At 64.1% G+C, this 19,116-nt stretch carries 14 protein-coding genes; 6 read left to right on the top strand and 8 right to left on the bottom strand.

Translation table 11 applies throughout. The features are described 5' to 3' along the window. Window positions 1-52 precede the first annotated feature (52 nt). Together EN862_RS07105 and EN862_RS07100 are read right to left on the bottom strand one after the other, a co-directional pair. Entirely contained in the window at window positions 53-1,213 is a 1,161-nt protein-coding gene (locus EN862_RS07105; protein ID WP_127863430.1) for an MFS transporter, read from the bottom strand. 174 nt (window positions 1,214-1,387) lie between these two features. Then, a complete protein-coding gene (locus EN862_RS07100; RefSeq protein WP_127863429.1) occupies window positions 1,388-3,295 on the bottom strand; it encodes a phospholipase D-like domain-containing protein in 1,908 nt (635 codons plus the stop codon). A gap of 205 nt (window positions 3,296-3,500) precedes the next feature. On the opposite strand from EN862_RS07100, the gene EN862_RS07095 reads away from it, so the two are divergent. The 4 genes from EN862_RS07095 (at window position 3,501) to EN862_RS07080 (ending at window position 10,675) form a co-directional block, all read left to right on the top strand. Continuing rightward, window positions 3,501-5,078 carry a trimethylamine methyltransferase family protein gene (locus EN862_RS07095; RefSeq protein WP_127863428.1) on the top strand — a complete coding sequence of 526 codons (1,578 nt, stop codon included), beginning with the start codon at window positions 3,501-3,503 and terminating at the stop codon, window positions 5,076-5,078. Between the two features lie 76 nt (window positions 5,079-5,154). Then, window positions 5,155-7,725 (top strand): FAD-dependent oxidoreductase, encoded by a 2,571-nt coding sequence (locus EN862_RS07090; protein ID WP_127863427.1) that lies wholly within the window; start codon window positions 5,155-5,157, stop codon window positions 7,723-7,725. Window positions 7,726-7,807: 82 nt separating this feature from the next. Next, the gene (locus EN862_RS07085) at window positions 7,808-9,319 is read left to right on the top strand and encodes a glycosyltransferase family 39 protein (protein ID WP_189400873.1); all 1,512 of its coding nucleotides are present in this window, start codon (window positions 7,808-7,810) and stop codon (window positions 9,317-9,319) included. Window positions 9,320-9,334: 15 nt separating this feature from the next. Further along, window positions 9,335-10,675, top strand: a complete 1,341-nt coding sequence (locus EN862_RS07080; protein WP_127863425.1) for a Xaa-Pro peptidase family protein — start codon at window positions 9,335-9,337, stop codon at window positions 10,673-10,675. Here EN862_RS07080 and EN862_RS07075 read toward each other — a convergent pair. After that, complete coding sequence (locus tag EN862_RS07075) at window positions 10,643-11,482, bottom strand: PhnD/SsuA/transferrin family substrate-binding protein (RefSeq protein WP_127863424.1); 840 nt, start codon at window positions 11,480-11,482, stop codon at window positions 10,643-10,645. The genes EN862_RS07080 and EN862_RS07075 overlap by 33 nt on opposite strands. A 77-nt stretch (window positions 11,483-11,559) precedes the next feature. Beyond that, window positions 11,560-12,561, bottom strand: a complete 1,002-nt coding sequence (locus EN862_RS07070; protein WP_127863423.1) for a fatty acid desaturase — start codon at window positions 12,559-12,561, stop codon at window positions 11,560-11,562. Window positions 12,562-12,809: 248 nt separating this feature from the next. Between EN862_RS07070 and EN862_RS07065 the strand changes: the two genes are divergently transcribed. Both EN862_RS07065 and bmt read left to right on the top strand, forming a co-directional pair. After that, complete coding sequence (locus tag EN862_RS07065; protein ID WP_127863422.1) at window positions 12,810-13,667, top strand: helix-turn-helix transcriptional regulator; 858 nt, start codon at window positions 12,810-12,812, stop codon at window positions 13,665-13,667. A 168-nt stretch (window positions 13,668-13,835) separates the two neighbouring features. Further along, on the top strand, window positions 13,836-14,852 hold the full coding sequence (gene bmt / locus EN862_RS07060) for a betaine--homocysteine S-methyltransferase (protein ID WP_127863421.1): 1,017 nt from the start codon (window positions 13,836-13,838) through the stop codon (window positions 14,850-14,852). A 9-nt stretch (window positions 14,853-14,861) separates the two neighbouring features. Here bmt and EN862_RS07055 read toward each other — a convergent pair whose 3' ends face one another. The 4 genes from EN862_RS07055 to EN862_RS07040 form a co-directional block, all read right to left on the bottom strand. Then, entirely contained in the window at window positions 14,862-15,140 is a 279-nt protein-coding gene (locus tag EN862_RS07055) for a hypothetical protein (protein WP_245519514.1), read from the bottom strand. 226 nt (window positions 15,141-15,366) lie between these two features. Then, the gene (locus EN862_RS07050) at window positions 15,367-17,556 is read right to left on the bottom strand and encodes a VWA domain-containing protein (protein ID WP_127863420.1); all 2,190 of its coding nucleotides are present in this window, start codon (window positions 17,554-17,556) and stop codon (window positions 15,367-15,369) included. A 2-nt stretch (window positions 17,557-17,558) separates the two neighbouring features. Further along, entirely contained in the window at window positions 17,559-18,119 is a 561-nt protein-coding gene (locus EN862_RS07045; protein WP_127864010.1) for an RNA polymerase sigma factor, read from the bottom strand. 184 nt (window positions 18,120-18,303) lie between these two features. Beyond that, window positions 18,304-19,035, bottom strand: coding sequence for a dienelactone hydrolase family protein (locus EN862_RS07040; RefSeq protein ID WP_127863419.1), 732 nt, complete (start codon window positions 19,033-19,035; stop codon window positions 18,304-18,306). Window positions 19,036-19,116 lie beyond the last annotated feature (81 nt).

Genomic DNA, 19,116 nt, shown 5'->3' with positions numbered 1-19,116 from the left:
CCGCCTACATCGCGTTCGCTGCTTGGATATTCAAGAGCCTTGGCGAGATCGGTCACAAAACCCGCCGGCGCACGACCGTCGCCACCGCTAGACCGGCGCAAATCACGCCCAGCGTGACCGGCAGGCCTGGGGCGCCGATGACATCCATCACGCCGCCGGTGAGCGGCGGCACGATGATGCCGCCGAGGCCCCACATCAGCGAGAAGGCGGCATTGCCGGCAACCAGCGCCGAGCCGGTGAAACGCTCGCCGAGCTCGATGATCGACATCGTGTAGATGCCGTAGGAAACGGCACCCCAGACGAAAACGCAGAGCCAGATCAACGGCGTCTCGATCAGCGCCGGCAAGAGCACGCAGCCGAGGATGGTCACGGCGACGCAGCCGAAGCGCACCAGGCGCGCCGTCAGCCTTTCGGCGAGCAGGCCGAGCGGCACCTGCATGGCGATGTTGCCGGCGATCATCACCGACAGCAGCGCCGACATGCGCACTTCGGGAATGCCGTGATGCGTTCCATAGACCGGCAGCAGCGCCAGTATCGCCTGCTCGAAACCGGCCGCGACGACGACCGACGACAAAAGCAGCCAGGCCAACGGTATGAAGCCCAGCACCGAAACCTTGTTCTCGGCCTCGTCGACCTTAGGCAGCCGGCGCACCACCGCGGCCAGGCAGGCGCCGCAGAAGAGAAAGGCGCCGATGCCAACCAGGAAAGGCGGCCAGCCTTCGGTGCCGACGGCGAGCAGGCAGAGCGGCCCGGCCGCGAAGCCCGCCGAGATGATTGTCGAATAGAAACCCATGACGCGGCCGCGCCGCGACGGCGGCGCCAGCGCGATCACCCAGATTTCGCTGAGCACATAAAGGGGGTTGGTCACCACGCCGATCAGGAAGCGCAGTGGGAACCACAGATAGACATTCTGCGTCCAGCCGACCAGCGCCAGCACCAGCGCCGAGAGCGCCGCGCAAGTGAGCGCGGTGCGCCCCGCTCCGAAGCGGCGCGCCAATGCCGGAATTGGCGGCGAGGAAACGATGAAGCCGATCGGCGTCATCGCCGCCGACAGCCCGATCATCGCCGGTGAAACGCCCTGCCGCTGCAGGATGAAGCTCAGCAGCGGATAGGAAAGCCCTTGCGCGATGGCGAACACCGACACGGTCGCGATCACGCCGGTGATCGCGGCCCACTGTACCCTCTCGCTGCTCTTTGAATCCGCCGCGCTCATGGCTGTCCTCGGCCGGCAGCCTTAGCCGTTCGCCTGGGCAGCCGTAAGCCCTCGCGCGCGAAAACCGCTTGCTCCAGCCAAACCCTGTCAGGAGCCTCGGCCTGGCCGGTCAGGCCGGCGGCGAAATCCGCTTGCGTCAACGGCCGCCCGCATGGGCGGGGCCGGCGGAGGCTGCTACGGGAAGTAGCGGGCGATGGCCCCCTTCTTGCCGTCGGCATAGGGCTTCAGCCATTTGTCGTCGACGGAAATCCCGTCGTCGTCCGAAGGCCCCTTCCCGATCGTCCGGCGCCAGGCGCGGAACTTGTAGTGGTCGAAGACATCCAGCATGTGCACCGCGTAGGCGGCGGCAAACGTCTTATCGCCCTCCACGATCACCAGGTTCTCGTCATTCTCGTAGGAGGCCTTGTAGCCGAGGTTGTGGCTGCCCGTGATGACGGTGGCATTGTCTTCCATCGGATCGATGATGACGATCTTGTCGTGCACGATGGCGTGACCGACGGTCAGCACTTCCGCCTGGAAATCGCGGGCGATCGTCGCGCCGGTCAAGTTCGCCGCCCTGACGATCGAGACGTTCGGCGCCTCCCAGACCTTTTCCGGGAACACGAAGGGCGACTTGCCGTCCTTGTTCGACTTGTGGGTGACCGGATCCTTGGTCGGCGCAACGTAGTTGGGCATCGCCGTTTCGTCGCTGATCGCCCCCTGCACGATCAGCTTCGGATCGGCTTTCGCCGCCGCCACCGCTTGGTCGACGATCGAGTTCTCGCCGAGCTGCGAAGGATTGAACACGAGAAACAGCACCGCTCGCTTCGCCGCCTTGATGCGGGCGAAGACATCCTCGAGGTCGACCGGGCGCACGGAGATGTCCTTCTTGTTGCGCTCCGGGTCGTTTGGCGAGAACCAAACCGTCATTCCGTCCAGCGCTGCCGTCGCGCCGTCGAGCGGGTTCGCCATATGATTGTCCTTGCGGAATGGCACGCCTTGGGTCTGCGCCACATGTCCGGCGGCGCTCTCGCTGGCCGGCGGCGGGAACACGTCGGTCCTCATCCGCTCCCAATAGGCATTGAACACCTTGGCCATTGCCGGATCGTCGCGGACGAAGGCGTTGTTCGACTGGCCGCAGATACCGGTCGAGGTCCAGTTGGTGCTGCCGGTCATCACCGCCCGCGGATCGCCCTGGGCATCGCGATAGACGGCGAATTTGTTGTGGCCGATATGGTTGTTGTTGAACAGGCGATCGGTCACCACGACGCCGGCGTCATGCAGGCGCTTCCTGAACGGCGCGTTGCCCAAGTCCCATTTCCCGGTCTTGTCGTCCCGGCCCGAATTGGAAAGGATGACCTCCACGACGTCCTTGGCGGCGATGATCGCGTCGCACAATTCGCCGTCGCCGAGCTCGTAGAGCGCAAGCCTGACGGTGCCGCCTTCGCTCTTGGCCCGCTTCATCAGGCTGGTAAGCACGTCAGGCACATCGCCATGTAGGTAGGCGCGTATCTTGCTTGCCGGGTTCTGCAGCTCGGCCGCGATCTTGTCGCGCTGCCCGACCTTGATGCCGGCTTCCGCCAGCGCGCGCGACATCCATTGCGTCGACAAGACACCATTAGTGAAGGCGACCCGCGCCTTGCCGAACATCTGCCCGAGGAAAATCGGCGGACTGACGGCGCCCTGCCCGAGATAGCCGAGCGGACGCCGAGCACCCGTATAGGCAGGCTTGCTATCCACGACCTGATCGGGACGCACCGGCACCGGTTCGAGGCCCGGCTTCATGTCGCCGACGGGGCGCACGCGGTAGGCGATCATCTCGCCCTCCGGCCTGAGATCGATACTATCGCGGCGCCGGCGCACCGTCAGGTCGCGCCAGAACGTCTTCTGCACCGGCCACACCCCGGTGTCCTGCGGTATCCATCTTGGATTGCGTTGTCCCTTGAACGGCACCCACGCCGCCAGGCAACGCTCCTCCCCGCTATCGGGATAGAGGCGGACGATCTCGAAGCCGAGGCAGCCGGGGATCATCCCATCAATATCCCATGCCAGGAACGCGACCTCGTTGTTGGTCGCCGCGCGCACTTTGATGACGTCAGGCATCGCTATCCCCCTCAAGATGCTCGGCCAGCAAGTATAGCCAAAGTAAAAGACGGGAATGTAACAGGCTTCACGTAGCGAAACGGCAGGCGCCCGGTTGCCGTCCCGGCATGTCGCTTCCCTCGCCCTAGTGGTCGCCGCCTCCTCACCGGCTGCATGGCCGCCGGTCCATTATGCCGGCCAAATACGGACCCTGACGAGGCATTTCATGACCGCTGCCCTTCATCCCGCCGAGCCGGCACTGGCAACCGATCGCGCCCGCCGTGGCGGCCGCGCGGGCAAGCGCGCCGGCGGCTCGGCCGCTTTCGAGCAGCCGGCCTTCCGGCAGTTGAAGAACCCGCTGACGCCGACCAAGTTCGTCTCCGACGACGAGTTGGAATCGATCCACCTCGCCTCGCTGCGGGTGCTGAAGGAGATCGGCGTCGACGTTCTGCACGACGAAGCCCGCCGCATCATGAAGGCGCATGGCGCGGATGTGCGCGAAGGCTCGGAGCGCGTGCGCTTCGACAGCGACATGATCCTCGAGCTCGTCTCGCATTGCCCGTCGGAATTCACGCTGCACGCCCGCAACCCGGCGCACAATCTGCGCTTCGGCGGCAACAACGTCATCCTGTCGATGATGGCCTCGGCGCCGAACTGCTCCGACCTCGACCGCGGCCGCCGGCCCGGCAACCAGGCCGACTACCGCAACTTCCTGCGCCTGGCGCAGATGCACAACATCCTGAACTGCACCGGCGGCTATCCGGTCGAGCCTATCGACATTCATCCCTCGGTGCGGCACCTGGAGTGCATCCGCGACCTCGCCATGCTGACCGACAAGGTCTTCCACATCTATTCGCTCGGCAAGGAACGCAATGTCGACGGCATCGAGATCACCCGCATCGCCCGCGGCATCAGCCGTGAGCAGCTGATGGCCGAACCCTCGGTGTTCACCATCATCAACACCAACTCGCCGCTCAAGCTCGACGTGCCGATGATGGAGGGCATCATCCAGATGTCGAGCATGGGCCAGGCTGTCATCGTCACGCCGTTCACGCTCTCCGGCGCCATGGCGCCCGTTACTGTCGCCGGCGCGCTGGTGCAGCAGAATGCCGAGGCGCTTTCCGGCATCGCCTTCGCGCAGATGGTCAAGAAAGGCGCGCCGGTCGGCTATGGCGGCTTCACCTCCAACGTCGACATGAAGTCCGGCGCGCCGGCCTTCGGCACGCCCGAATACATGAAGGCGCAGCTCGTCGGCGGCCAGCTCGCCCGCCGCTACAACATCCCCTACCGCACCTCCAACACCTGCGCCGCCAACACGGTCGACGCGCAAGCCGCCTATGAAAGCGTCTTCTCGCTCTGGGGCGCGATCCAGGGCGGCGGCAACCTGATGATGCACGGCGCCGGCTGGCTGGAAGGCGGCCTGCGCTGCTCCTACGAAAAGACCATCCTCGACATCGACCTTCTGCAGATGGTTGCCGAATTCCTCACCCCGCTCGACCTCTCCGAAGACGCGCTCGGCTTCGACGCCATCCAGTCGGTCGGTCCGGGCGGCCATTTCTTCGGCACCCAGCACACGCAGGCGCGCTACAAGACCGCCTTCTACTCGCCGATCGTCTCCGATTGGCGCAACTTCGAGACCTGGACCGAGGCCGGCTCGCCGACGGCAATGGAACGCACCAACAAGGTGTGGAAGGAGCGGCTTGCCGCTTACGAGGAGCCGTATATGGATCCGGCCATCCGCGAGGAACTCAACGACTTCGTCGAAAAACGCCGCGCCGAAGGCGGCGCGCCGACGGATTTCTGATCTGCGGTCGGTCGGGCAACTGCCCGCCGCTCGCCTTCATCTCTGACTCCACATCGCACAAGACGGACCTATCTGTATGAAATCTCATGTAAAAGCGGTTGTCATCGGCGGCGGTGTCGTCGGCTGCTCGGTGCTCTATCATCTCGCCAAGGCCGGCTGGACAGACATCATGCTGATCGAGCGCTCGGAGCTGACCTCCGGCTCGTCATGGCATGCGGCGGGTGGCTTCCACACGCTGAACGGTGATCCGAACGTCGCCAAGCTGCAGGCCTACACGGTCCAGCTCTACAAGGAGATCGAGGAGCTCTCCGGCCAGTCCTGCTCGCTGCACCTCACCGGCGGCGTGATGATGGCCGACACGCCCGAACGCATGGACTTCCTGCGGCTGGCACACGCCAAGGGCCGCTATCTCGGCATGGACACTGAGCTGATCACGCCTTCGGAAGCGAAGGCAATGTTCCCGCTGATGGACGAGAAGAATTTCGTCGGCGCGATGTGGGATCCGGTCGAGGGCCATCTCGATCCTTCGGGCACCACCATCGCCTATTCCAAGGCTGCGAAAAAACTCGGCGCCGAGATCGTGCTGCGCAACCGCGTCGTCGATCTCACGCAGCAGCCGGACGGCACCTGGAACGTCGTTACCGAACAGGGCACGGTGCATGCCGAGCATGTCGTCAATTGCGGCGGCCTGTGGGCGCGCGAGATCGGCCGCATGGTCGGTGTCGAGCTGCCGGTGCTGGCGATGGAGCACATGTACCTGCTCACCGAGCCGATGCCGGAGGTCGAGGAGTTCAACAAGTCGACCGGCCGCGAGATGATCGGCGTGCTCGACTTCAAGGGCGAGATCTACACCCGCCAGGAGCGCAACGGCATCCTGCTTGGCACTTATGAGAAGGCGTGCAAGCCGTGGTCGCCGGTCAACACGCCGTGGGATTTCGGCCATGAACTGCTGCAGCCCGACATCGACCGCATCGCGCCGTCGCTGGAGATCGGCTTCAAGCATTTCCCCGGCATCGAGAAGGCCGGCATCAAGCAGATCATCAACGGCCCCTTCACCTTCGCCCTCGATGGCAACCCGCTGGTCGGCCCGGTGCAGGGCCTGACCAACTTCTGGTGCGCCTGCGCGGTCATGGCCGGCTTCAGCCAGGGCGGCGGCGTCGGCCTCGCGCTCTCCAACTGGATGGTGCATGGCGATCCGGGCTTCGACGTCTGGGGCATGGACGTCGCCCGCTTCGGCGAATGGGCGACGCTGCGCTACACCAACGCCAAGGTGCGCGAGAACTACTCGCGCCGCTTCTCGATCCGCTTCCCCAACGAGGAACTGCCCGCCGCCCGGCCGGCGCAGACCACGCCGCTCTACGACACCATGCTCGCCAACAACGCCGTCATGGGCGATAGCTGGGGCCTGGAAACCCCGCTCTGGTTCGCGCCTAAGGGGGAGGAGCCCAAGGACATCGTCTCCTTCCACCGTTCCAACGACTTCGGCCCGATCGGCGAGGAAGTGCGCGCCACGCGCGAGAAGGTCGGCGTCACCGAGATCGCCAACTTCGCCAAATACGAGGTGTCCGGCCCGGGCGCGGAGGATTTCCTCAACCGGCTGATGACCAACCGCATGCCGAAGACCGGCCGCATCGTGCTGACCCCGATGGTCAACGAATTCGGCAAGCTGATCGGCGACTTCACCATCGCCAAATCGGGCGAGGACCGCTTCATGATCTGGGGCTCGTCGGCAGCGCAGAAATACCATATGCGCTGGTTCGAGAAGCATCTGCCCAAGGACGGTTCCGTCCGCATCCATCGCTTCGACCAGACGCTGGTGGGTCTCTCCATTGCCGGTCCGAAATCGAGGGACCTGCTGCAGAAGCTGGTCGATGTCGACGTCTCAACCAAGGCCTTCCGCTTCATGGATTTCCGCGAGATGGCAGTCGGCGGCGCGCCCTGCATGGTCAACCGCATCACCTATACCGGCGACCTCGGCTATGAGATCTGGATGGCGCCGGCCTACCAGCGCCTGGTCTATAAGGCGATCAAGGAAGCCGGCGCGGAATTCGGCATTGTCGATTTCGGCATGCGCGCGCTGCTCTCCATGCGCCTCGAAAAGAACTTCCCGACCTGGTTCCGCGAGCTGCGTCCGATCTACGGACCGTTCGAAGGCTCGATGGATCGCTTCATCAAGCTCGAGAAGAACGACTTCATCGGCCGCGAGGCTTCGGCCAAGGAGCATACCGAAGGACCAAAACTGCGCCGCGTCTCCTTCATCGTCGACGCCATCGATGCCGACGTGATGGGCGACGAGCCGATCTGGGCCAGGGTCAGCAAGGACTTCGGCACGGTCGAGAAGCCGCATGGCTATGGCGCGCCGCGCTTCGACACGTCGGGCAAGGAAGTCCGCGGATCGAAGGCCGCCGAAGGCGCTTCCGCTGTGCGCGGCATCGTCGACGGCGAGTGGCGCGTCGTCGGCTGGGTGACCTCGGGCGGCTATGCGCATTACGTCCAGAAGTCGATGGCGCAAGGCTACGTGCCCGCTGCCCTCGCCGAGGACGAAAGCGCCGGCCTGTTCGAGATCGAGATCCTCGGCCACCGCCGCCCGGCCCGCATCAATATCGAGCCGCCCTTCGACCCGAGCGGCGAGAAGATGCGGACCTGACGGGCCCTATTGTTGGATTGCGCCGGTTGCTATGGCATGGTCGAGCCCGCTACCGGCGCATCAGCATGAGAAGACTATCCCCTTGCGGCAACTCGAAAAATGGACCGACTGGCTCTGCGATGAACGGGTCGGTCCCTTCAGCGCCGCGGTCGCGTTTACCCTCCTCTACTGCCTGATCCAGATGGTGGTGATGGCGCTGTTGTCCCATGCCGCGGGCACCGGCGTCGGCGTCGACGATTCCGAGCAGCTGATGGAGATGCGGTTCCTGGCCGCCGGCTACGGCAGCTCGCAGCCGCCTTTATACACCTGGCTCGCCATGCTCGCGGCCTCGGTGGTCGGAACCAGCGTCCTTGCCCTCAAGATCGTCAAATACGGGCTGCTGGCCGCCGGGCTGGTCGCCTATTTCACCGCCATACGCCGCCTAGGCTACTCGAACCGCGCCGCTGCCGCCGGCATGTTCGGGCTGCTTCTGTTTCCCCAGATCTTTTGGGAAATGCAGCACGCCCTCACCCACTCGGTCGCCATATTCTGTTTCACCTCGGTGTTGCTGTTAGCGCTGGTCGAGGTGGAGAAGCGCCGATCGGCCGTTGCCTATGCGTTTTTCGGCCTGGCGACGGCGGCGGCGATGCTGTCGAAATACAACATTGTCATCTTCCTTGCCGCCTTGTTCCTGGCGGCTCTCTCGCTTCGCGAAACGCGGGATGCGATCTTCGACCGTCGCTTCCCGATCAGCGTGGCCGTGGCGATCCTTACCTGCCTCCCGACACTTCACTGGAACATCGCGCACCCAGATGACTTCCTGGCGCATAGCGGCGGCTTCGGCGCTGGCCAAGGCGACAGCCTCCTGGAAACGGCGGCGCTCGCGCTGCGGGGGCTTGGCAACGCGATGCTCAATTTCGCGGGTCTGCCGATAGCTATCGTTGCCGTCGCGTTTTTCCTGGTCGCACGAAAAACCGTGACAACGCCACAGCCGGCGCGCTGGCCCGAAAAACTGCTGTGGCGCACGATCGCCCTTGCCCTGCTGGTCACGCTGGTGGTGGTTCTGGTCGGTGGCATCACCCAGTTTCGCGATCGCTGGGTGCTGCCCATATTCGTCCTTTTGCCCGCCGCCATTGCCATGCGTTTTGACGCGATCGGCCAAAGGGGCGGAAAAGCGCAAGCAACCATCGTCTTCGTCGGCGCGGTGCTCGCCATCCTTGTGCTGCCGGTAAGCTGGTACATGCACGTGAACGGCGGCGACAGCCGCGGCGGAATCGTGCGCATGGACTACCGGTCGCTTTACGACCAGATCAGCGCGGACGGTCCGGTCAAGACCGTGGTCTCGAGCTGGTTCTGGGTCGGCAATCTGCGCCTCGTCGACGCAGACCTCATCGTGCTCGATGACGAGATACCGGATTTCGCCCGCCTCATCCGCGAGCCGGCGGTGCTTGTGCTCGCTAATGACAGGGAACCGGTCTCGGATGTTTTCGTGGAGATGGCGAAGGCCGGCTATGCGATGGACACCGTCCACCGCACTGTCGAGGTGCCGCAGGCGCTCGGCTTCCCGCCGCGCAGGGTCACGATCACCAGACTGCACAAGAAGACCGCGCCGTAGGTTTCAGGGGAACGAATGGACAAGCAACGCTTCGGCTGTCACCGCAAGATCATGCCCTTCGAACCTGGCTCGGTCGAAGCGCTGCGCGAGGCTTCGCGCGAAAAGGCGGCTTCGCTCAACCAGCATGTGCTGGGCTACGGCGCGACAGCCGAAGCCGAATGGGCGACCGCCGGCATTGCGGCGCCCAACCTGCCCGCCATGCGCAAATACCGGCTGGAGCGCATCCGTGCCGAGCTGAAGCGCCGCGACTATTGCGGCGCCCTGCTCTACGATCCGGTCAACATCCGTTACGCGACGGACTCTACCAACATGCAGCTCTGGGTCGCGCACAACCCGACGCGCCACTGTTTCGTCGCCACCGAAGGCCCGGTGGTGCTGTTCGACTATTTTTCCTGCGAGCACCTGTCCGATCATTCGAACGTCGTCGACGAGGTGCGGCCGGCGGTGTCTTGGATGTATCTCTACAGCGGCGAATTGACCGATGCGAAGGTCCGCCGCTGGGCCGGCGGCATCGCTGAACTCGTTGCCGAGCATGGAGGCGGCAATCGCCGCATTGCCATCGACCACATCAATCCGGAAGGGGTTGAAGAACTCGCCCGTCGCGGCATTTCCGTCGGCAACGGCGAGGCGGTGATGGAAAATGCGCGGCTCATCAAATCGCCGGACGAGATCCTCGCCATGCGGCGCTCGATCGTCGCCTGCGAGGCGGCGATGGGCGAGATGGAAGCAGCTTTGAAGCCCGGCATCTCCGAGAACGAATTATGGGCGGAGCTGCATCGCGGCAACATTGCGCGCGGCGGCGAATGGATCGAGACGCGGCTGCTGTCGTCCGGCCCGCGCACCAATCCCTGGTTCCAGGAATGTTCCTCGCGCGTCATCGAGAATGGCGACCTCGTCGCCTTCGACACCGACCTCATCGGCCCCTACGGCTTCTGTGCCGATCTTTCGCGCACATGGCTCTGCGGCGACAGGCAACCGTCGAACGAGCAGCGCGACCTCTTCCGCATCGCCGCCGACCAGATCGCCCACAACACGGACCTGCTGCGGCCGGGCATCTCCTTCCGCGACCTCGTCGAGCGCTCGGCCGTGCCTCCGGGCGACTGTTTCCCTGCCCGCTACGGCGTGCTCTATCACGGCGTCGGCCTGGCCGACGAATATCCGACACTGCCGCACGCAAGCGATTGGACCGACGACACGCCGGACGGCGTGCTCGAACACGGCATGGTGCTCTGCGTCGAAAGCTATATCGGCAGGCTGGGCGGGCGAGAAGGAGTCAAGATCGAGGAGCAGATCCTGATCACAGAGACCGGCAACGTGAAGCTGTCAGCCTACCCTCTGGACGAGCGGCTGCTCTGACGCGCCGCCTTCAACCGCTGCGACGGCCTCGCGCATCGCGGCAACAACCGAGGCCGGCGTGGTCCTCGCGGTGATATAGGGCAGACCCTTGCGCCGCGCCGTCCAGCCGACGACTTTGACGCCCTGCGCAGCCGGCTCGAAACGCTGCGCCAGCGCCCAGCTTTCGCAGTCGATCGCCGCGATATCGGCACGGCCTTCCGCGACCGCCACGATCGACGACCGGTGGCCTCCGCTCTCGCCGCGCGAGGCGAAGATATCCAGGCTTTCGCCCATCGCCTCCAGGTCGCGCGTCAGCGCGATCAGGCCGGACATCGAATCGGGATTGTTGAAGATGAAGCGCTTGCCGCGCAGAAGATCGATCGGGATGAGCGCCTTGCCATCGCGCAGAGAGGCAACCGACAAACCGCCATCCGCTGCCATGATCAGCGCGCTGGAATAGAGTTCGCCCTGCCCGCCCTCGAACGCATCGTAATTCGGCTGGGCAATCACTTGCACATGCCGGGCAAGGCCGAGCTCCATCGGCCCCCAGCAGGTCTGCCCGAAAAGCAGCGCCGGGCTCAGCCAGAGCGCGGGAAAATCCAACTCGTCCGGGGCCAGCGTCGCCGGGTCGGGCGCGATCAGCTCGCCTGCAGCGTCGAGGATGCCGCCGGGCACCGGCGGCAGTTCGCTATTGCTGCGCACGACAGACTCCGGCGCATCGATGCCGCGTTGCCGGAAGGCGTCGCGCAGATGCACCCATTGCGCGTCGACCTCGCCACGCGCTTCGGGCCAGTCATACATCGGCAGCGCCGCAACGAACTTGCTCATGTCAAATAGCTTTCAAGGACAGGCGATCTTCGGACGCCTGCGTTCCGCCGCGAAAAAGCGGTCGCGAAAAGCCGGGATTACTCCTTCGGCGGCTCCGCAGGAACTGGCGCCGTTCCGAGCCCGTTGACATTGCGCGCCCTGACGCGTGGCTTGAAGGCACGGCCAGGTTCGGGCGAACGGCGCAATACCGGATGGATGACCGGCTCCTTGGCCTTGAAGGCGAAGGATTTGATCAGGGCCAGATAGTTCGGATAGACATAACCATTGTTCATCCGCAGCCATTCCTCGCGGCGCTCGCGAAACAGCTTCGGCAATCTGTACCAGGCAACCGTCGGGCTCTTGTGATGCACGAAATGCAGGTTGTTGTTGAGGAACAGAAACGACAGCGGCGAGCGTTCGACGATGATGGTGCGGCCTTCGGGATGTTCGGACCACTGATGCTCGGCATAGGTGCGCACCGAAATCAGCGACTGTCCGAGCCAGACCGGCACCAGCACATAAAGCCAGAGCGGGATGCCGAAGCCGAAGGTCACGATCGGCGCTACGGCGGCAATGCCGATGGCGTGCAGCAGCCATGCCTTGCGGATTGCCTTGTCGCCCGCTGCGATCTGCTTGGCGTCATCGATGAAGAAGCCGACCGACGACAGCCACGGGCCGAGGATCAGGCGGCCGACCATGGTGTTGTTGACCTTAAGCAGGAACTTCATCGCCGGCGGCAGTTCCTCATGCATCCAAAGCGCCTGGTAGTAGCTCTCCGGGTCATCGAGCGGATCGGTCAGCCGCTCGTCGGCATGGTGGCGAAGGTGGATGGTCTTGAAGCGCCGGAACGGCCAGACAAGTCCGATCGGCAGGAAGACGAAGGCTTCGTTGATGCGGGCGCTGCGGGTCGGGTGGCCGTGCAGCACCTCATGCATCAGCGAGGATTGCAATGCCAGGATCACTGCCAGGGCGATCAGTGCGATCAGCGGATGGGCTGGCCAGAGGAGCAAGCCGGCGGCGAGCCATGCGCCGTAGCAGAAGAGTGCGAGGAATACCGTCGGCCATTCGATTGCCGGTGTGCTGCTACGTCTCTCGTTCATGCCGGTATTCACGCTTGCCATGCTATCGACCACTGCCTTTCAGTCGCCGGAACCCCTCGATTCCTGACAGCATTGTGTCAGGAGCCTATCGTGACATCAACGCGACAATGCGCACAAACTGTTGCGAGTGCGCATTTTCAGCCGCATATGTTATACATTGTAAACAAATATGGGGATTCATTTCCGCCTGAGCCGTGCTCAAAGCGGTCTCGGCGCAAATTTTTCCTCTCCGAAGCAGGAGCAGCGTGATGGACAAGCGCGATCTGTCGACCCTCTTCCGGGAACGGTTGAAAATGCTCTTGACAAGATCCGACCTTAACCAGTCGGCCTTCGCGGCCACCGTCGGCATCGATCGCTCGGCGTTGTCGCAGCTCCTGTCGGGCGCTTCGACTCGCCTGCCCCGTGCCGAGACGCTTCTCAACATCGCGGCCGAGTTCAAGGTGTCGCTCGACTGGCTGCTGGGCCTCTCCCAGGACGAGGGCGTCACCGGCGAAATCAGGGAGAGCCTGGAGATCGAGGAGGCGCCGGACGGTTTCGACCGCACGTTGCTCGCCAAATGGCATGCCGAGGCGGCAGGCACGAAAATCCGCTACGTGCCGGCAGGCATCCCCGACCTTTTGCGCACCGAGGCGCTGGTCGAATATGAGGCCGGGATAACCAACAAGAGCCGTGAGGCGCAGGCCGGCGAAACGCAGTACCGTATCGATTACAACCGTCGGCCGGAGACCGACATGGAGGTCTGCATGCCGCGCCACACGCTGGAGATCTTCGCGCGCGGTCTCGGCGTCTGGGATCGTTTTCCCGAAGCCGACCGGCGTGCCCAGTTGCTGCACATGGCAGCGCTCCTCGACGACCTTTACCCGACCTTCCGCCTGTTCCTCTATGATGGACGCATGCGCTATTCGATCCCTTACACGATCTTCGGCCCCTACCGCGCTGCCATCTACGTCGGTGACATGTATCTGGTGTTGAACGCGACCCAGCCGATCCGCACCCTCACCAGCCATTTCGACAACCTGATCCGCGCCGCCGACGTCAACGCGCATGAGGCGGCGAGCTTCGCGCAGAAGCTGGCCGCAATGTCCTTCCCGTCAGGCGCTGTCTGAGCGCTCGCCTGCCCGGCCGACCACCATCCAACCAATGGTGAGGCCTGCACTGAGATCGAGGTCGAGATCACGCCGGCCTATAAGGTCTTCCCGGCCGCAAGCTCGTTGACTGGACATAAAGACTTCTTTATATCGTTATTTGAATTCCAAATACGAAAGCTAATGGCCATGACCGCGACAAACCCCATCCACGCATTGCTGGCCGAAAAGGGTGTGCTTCTGGCCGACGGCGCCACCGGCACCAATCTATTCGCCATGGGTCTGCCGGCCGGCGAAGCGCCCGAACTGCTCAACGAGACGGCGCCCGAGACCATTGCCAGCCTGCATCAGAACTTCGTCGATGCCGGCGCCGACATCATCCTCACCAATTCCTTCGGCGGCACCCGCCACCGGCTCAAGCTGCATCATGCGCAGGACCGTGTGCACGAACTGAACAAACGCGCTGCCGAGATCGCCCGGTCCGTCGCCGACCAGGCCGGCCGCAAGGTCATCGTCGCCGGCTCCGTCGGCCCGACCGGCGAGCTGCTGGTGCCGCTCGGCGCGCTGACCTATGACGACGCCGTCGATGCCTTTGCGGAGCAGATCGAAGGCCTCAAGGCCGGCGGCGCCGAAGTCGCCTGGATCGAAACCATGTCGGCGCCCGACGAGATCCGCGCCGCGGCCGAAGCCGCCATCCGCGTCGGCCTGCCCTATACCTATACCGGCTCCTTCGACACCGCCGGCCGCACCATGATGGGCCTGCTGCCGAAGGACATCCACGGCGTTGTCGACGGCCTGTCGCAGGCTCCGCTCGGTGTCGGTGCAAATTGCGGCGTCGGCGCTTCCGATATCCTCGCTTCGCTGCTTGACATGACCGAGGCGAAGCCGGAGGCGACCGTGATCGTCAAGGGCAATTGCGGCATTCCGGAATTCCGCGGTAGCGAGATCCATTATTCCGGCACGCCGGAGCTGATGTCCGATTATGTGCGGCTGGCGGTCGATGCTGGCGCGAAGATCGTCGGCGGCTGCTGCGGCACCTCCTTCGCGCACCTCGCCGCCATGCGCAAGGCGCTCGACGCGCACACCAAGGCGTCGCGGCCGACCGTCGAGACGATCATCAAGCGCATCGGTCCCATGCGCAACAAGACGGCAAGCGCTGGTGAAGCCGGCGAAGGCAGGCGCGAACGCAGGCGCAGCCGCGCCTGACGGGCCTGCTTATTTGCTGTTTTCGGCGTAGCGCGACAGCGCCGTATTGAAATCGACGACGTTCTGGCTGTCGGCGCCCATCGTCATCAGGGTGCCCGATGCGCCGGGGTCGCTGATCTGCTCCAGCATCACGCGAAACCGGTCGTTGTTGAGTGCCGAGAGCGCCGTGTTGCGGGCGGCATCGACATCGTTTCGGATGCGCGCCGATTCAGCCGAAGCCGCCGACGATCCCCGCACCGGCGCATTGGCCGCCGTCGCGTTCGCATTGCCGATTGTCGTGATATGCACTGCTGGTCCCCCAAAATTCCATGAGCACGAACTAACAAAAGTTAATTGCGACGAGGTTCCGGAAAAGCCGCGCAATTTAACGATCGCAAGAAAGGTCGGCGGGACAATGCATGTTGCCCAGAAGTGTGCAGCGGTTCCGGGGCAACGACATGCATCAAAAAAGACCTAAGCGCGTCGCACCGCGATGCGCTTAGTCCCGCCGGCCCTTCATTAAACTCGCCACGCTCTACTTGTTGCCGTCCAGCGATGAGGCCAGGCGCACCAGCGACAGGAACTCCGCCCTGTAGCCGAACGGATCGGCGCCGCGCGCGGCGTTGGCGATCTCAGCGATCCGGTCATAGCCGAAATTCGCCGTCTGATCCTCGTCGCGCAGCTTCTGCCCGAAGGCGGCGACGGCGACCGAGAAACGCTGGTCGGCGCCGGCCGCGTCGAAGGACTTGACCTCGTTGGCGGCGGTCACCGGCGTGGTGATCAGCTTCGAGACATTCTCGCTCGGCGGCTTGTAGCGGATCTTGACGAAGGCATATTCGTCGGCATTGGCGACCCCGCCATTGTCGACCTTGGCCTGACCGTAGCGCAGCGGATCGACCTGCTCGCCGCCGCTGCCCTTCGGCGTGATCTCATAGACCGCCGTCACCGAATGGCCGGAGCCGATATCGCCGGCATCCACGCGGTCGTTGTTGAAATCCTCGCGCTTCAGCGCCCGGGTCTCATAACCGACGAGACGATATTCAGAAACCTTGGCCGGATTGAACTCGACCTGGATCTTGACGTCCTTGGCGATGGTGAACAGCGTCGAGGAGGCATCCTCGACCAGCACCTTCTCGGCTTCGGCCAAAGTGTCGATATAGGCGGCCGTGCCGTTGCCGTTCTGGGCGATGGTCTGCATCATCTGGTCGTTCAGGTTGCCGCGGCCAAAGCCGAACACCGAGAGAAACACGCCGGTCTTGCGCTCGCTCTCGATCAGCCGCTTGAGATCCTCGTCATCGGTCTGGCCGACATTGAAATCGCCGTCGGTGGCAAGCATCACGCGGTTGACGCCGTCCTTGACGAAGGATTGCTGCGCAAGCTTGTAGGCTTCGCGGATGCCTTCTTCGCCCGCTGTCGATCCGCCGGGCTCGAGATTGTCGATGGCCGCGAGGATTTTCTGCTTTTCCGCCGCCTTGGTCGGCATCAGCACCGTGCCGGCATTGCCCGCATAGGTCACGATCGAGACGGTGTCGTCGGGTTTGAGCTTGCTGACCAGCAGGCGGAAGGCCGATTTGAGCAGCGGCAGCTTGTCCGGCTCGTCCATCGAGCCCGACACATCGATCAGGAAGACAAGGTTGGCCTTGGGCTGCTCGGCCGGCTTCACGTCGAAACCCTTGATAGCGACATGCATGAGCTTGGTGCGCTCGTTCCACGGCGTCGGCATGACGGTGACTGTCGAGTTGAACGGCGTCGACGCCGAATCCGGCCCCTTCCAGTCATAGGGGAAGTAGTTGATCATCTCCTCGACGCGAACCGTGTCCGGGTCCGGCAGACTGCCTTCCTTCAATGAGCGCCGCACGAAGGAATAGGAGGCCGTGTCGACATCGATCGAGAAGGTCGAGACCGGGTCCTGCGCGGTCTCATGGACCGGGTTGGTCTTGAAGGTCTCGATGCGGTCGCGGTTTTCCTCCTGCGGCTGCATCTGATCAGCCGGCATGGGCGCGGGCTGCACCATCAGCTTGGAATCGGCGGCCGCGGGCGGAGATGCCGGTATGGCGGCAGCGACACCGGCCGGTGCCTTGTCGGCCCGCTGCAACTCGTCGGCGCTCCGCTTCGCGGAATAGCCCGCAATTACCCCTACCCCGTCCTTGCCGCCGGCTGCGAGCTGGCCACTCTCGGCTGGCGCGGGTTGCAGGGCAGTCTCGGCTTCAGGCGCCGCCTCCTGCTTGAGCAGGCTGTCGACCTCGGTCGCCGACTTGGGAGCTGCCGGCACCATTTGTGAATTGGCCCGGGTCTCGGCGTCAGCGTCGGTCTTCTTCTCCTTCGCCGGCGCTGCCGCCAGCGGCTCGTTGATCGCCGGTTGCGCCGGCGCGGGCTTCTGCGCCACCGGCTTGTCGGCCAGCGTCTCGGTGATCTTGCCGTTGCCGGTAATGACGGGCGGCTGCTCCTTCAGCATCTCGAAAGCGGCATAGCCGGCGATAGGCAGCGCAACCAGCGCGGTGATGGCCGGCGTGGCAATGAGTTTCCGTTGCATGATGTCTCTCCAGAGCTTTTGTGCTCGCTCCGTGAGACGAAGGCCTGCGGACGTTCCTTGGGGGGCCGTCGAATTTTTTTCATCGAGGTCGAACGCCTGCATTGCGGCGGCCAGCGCGCGCGCCTTCGCCTCGCCGTCCGGCGCCGGTACAGCGATGTCGCTCAGCCTTTCGAGTTCGTTGTCGTCGACCATGGTCACACTTCCCCGGCTGAACGCATCAGCGCCTTCAGCCGTTTCTTCGCTTCATGGATGTGCCAGGAAACCGTCGTCTCCGAGATCGCCATCACCTCCGCCGCCGCCGCGTGATTGAGACCTTCGCCATAGACGAGCAGCACCGCATCGCGCTGCTTGTCGGGCAGCATCCGTACCGCGGCCCACAACACTTCGGCGGGATCGTCACTCGCCGCCGGCGCTTCGCCCGCGATCGACGCATAGGCGCTATAGGCATCGGTCTTGGCGGCGTCGCGGGCGCGCTTGCGCATCATGTCGCGCGAAGCATTCAGCGTCATGGCGTAAAGCCATGTGGTGAAGGCGCCGCTGCCCTGATAGTCGCGGATCGCGCGGCCGAGCCGCACACAGACATCCTGGGCGATGTCCTCGGCATCGGCCTTCCTGCCGCACCAGCGATAGGCGGCGCGATAGACGAAGCCATAGTGCCTTTCGACCAGTTTGCCGAAAGCCCCCCTGTCTCCGCCCCTCGCCCGCCCGATCAACTCGGCATCGGAGGCTTCGCTGTCGTCCAGCATCATCGCCATCATTTGCCTGTTGGACGAAGGCTAATGACCAATCCTTGGGGCGATGAAAAGATTTTTCTGCGGCACCGTCTTTTCCTTCTCCCCGTTTCACGGGGAGAAGGTGTCCGAAGGACGGATGAGGGGCAGCGCGAACCGTCGAAGGTTCGCACTACGAGGTGCCCTTCCGGCAATTTGCAAAAGAAACCTAACTCAGCGTCTCGTTAAAAAACGTCGTCAGCCGCTTCCAGTGACGTTCGGCGCCCGCTTCGTCATAGACGCTATGATCCGGCACGCACCAGCCATGGCCGACGCCGACATAGTTCTCAATCACATGGTCAACCTCGGCCACCCTCAACGCCTCCGCCAGCCGCGCCGACTGCTCAGGCGGGAAGCTGCGGTCTATGCCGGCGACGCCGACATAGACGCGAGCCTCGATCGAGGCCGCCCTGCGATGCGGGCTGTCGGGCGCGTCGCTGGCCAGGTTGCCGCCGTGGAAGCTTGCCGCGGCAGCAATGCGGTCGGGATAGGCCGCGGCCGCGTTGAGCGCCCGCGCGCCGCCCATGCAATAGCCGACGACGCCGATCGGCCCCTCAACCGCTTCGGCCGCGATCGCGTCGAGGAAGGCGCTGCCGTCGCGGATGGTCATGGCCTGCGTCGTGCCGCCGCTCAACGCAGAGAGCGCGGCCTTGCTCTTTTCCTCGGCGAAGGCGGTTTTGGGATCGAACGGACCATAGGGCGCATTGCGATAAAAGAGATCGGGCACCAGCACGGCGTAGCCAAGCCCGGCGATGCGCTCCGCCATCTGGTCGAGCACCGGACGCGGACCGAAAATATCCATGTAGAAAATGATTCCGGCCTGGGCCGGCGCGGCTGGACGAAACAGCCGTGCTTTCGCCGTACCGTCCTGGGTCTTGATCTCGACGTCCTGCTTCGTCATTGCGCGCTCCGCTTGTTGCCACGCGATAGATATCCACGTCGCCCGTCAGGGCAAGCCACGACATCTCAATGGTGGTCAAGT

Origin of the sequence: Mesorhizobium sp. M2E.F.Ca.ET.219.01.1.1 (assembly GCF_004016445.2) — a bacterium.
GTDB lineage: Bacteria > Pseudomonadota > Alphaproteobacteria > Rhizobiales > Rhizobiaceae > Mesorhizobium.
This window is presented reverse-complemented; position numbering and strand designations above follow the sequence as displayed.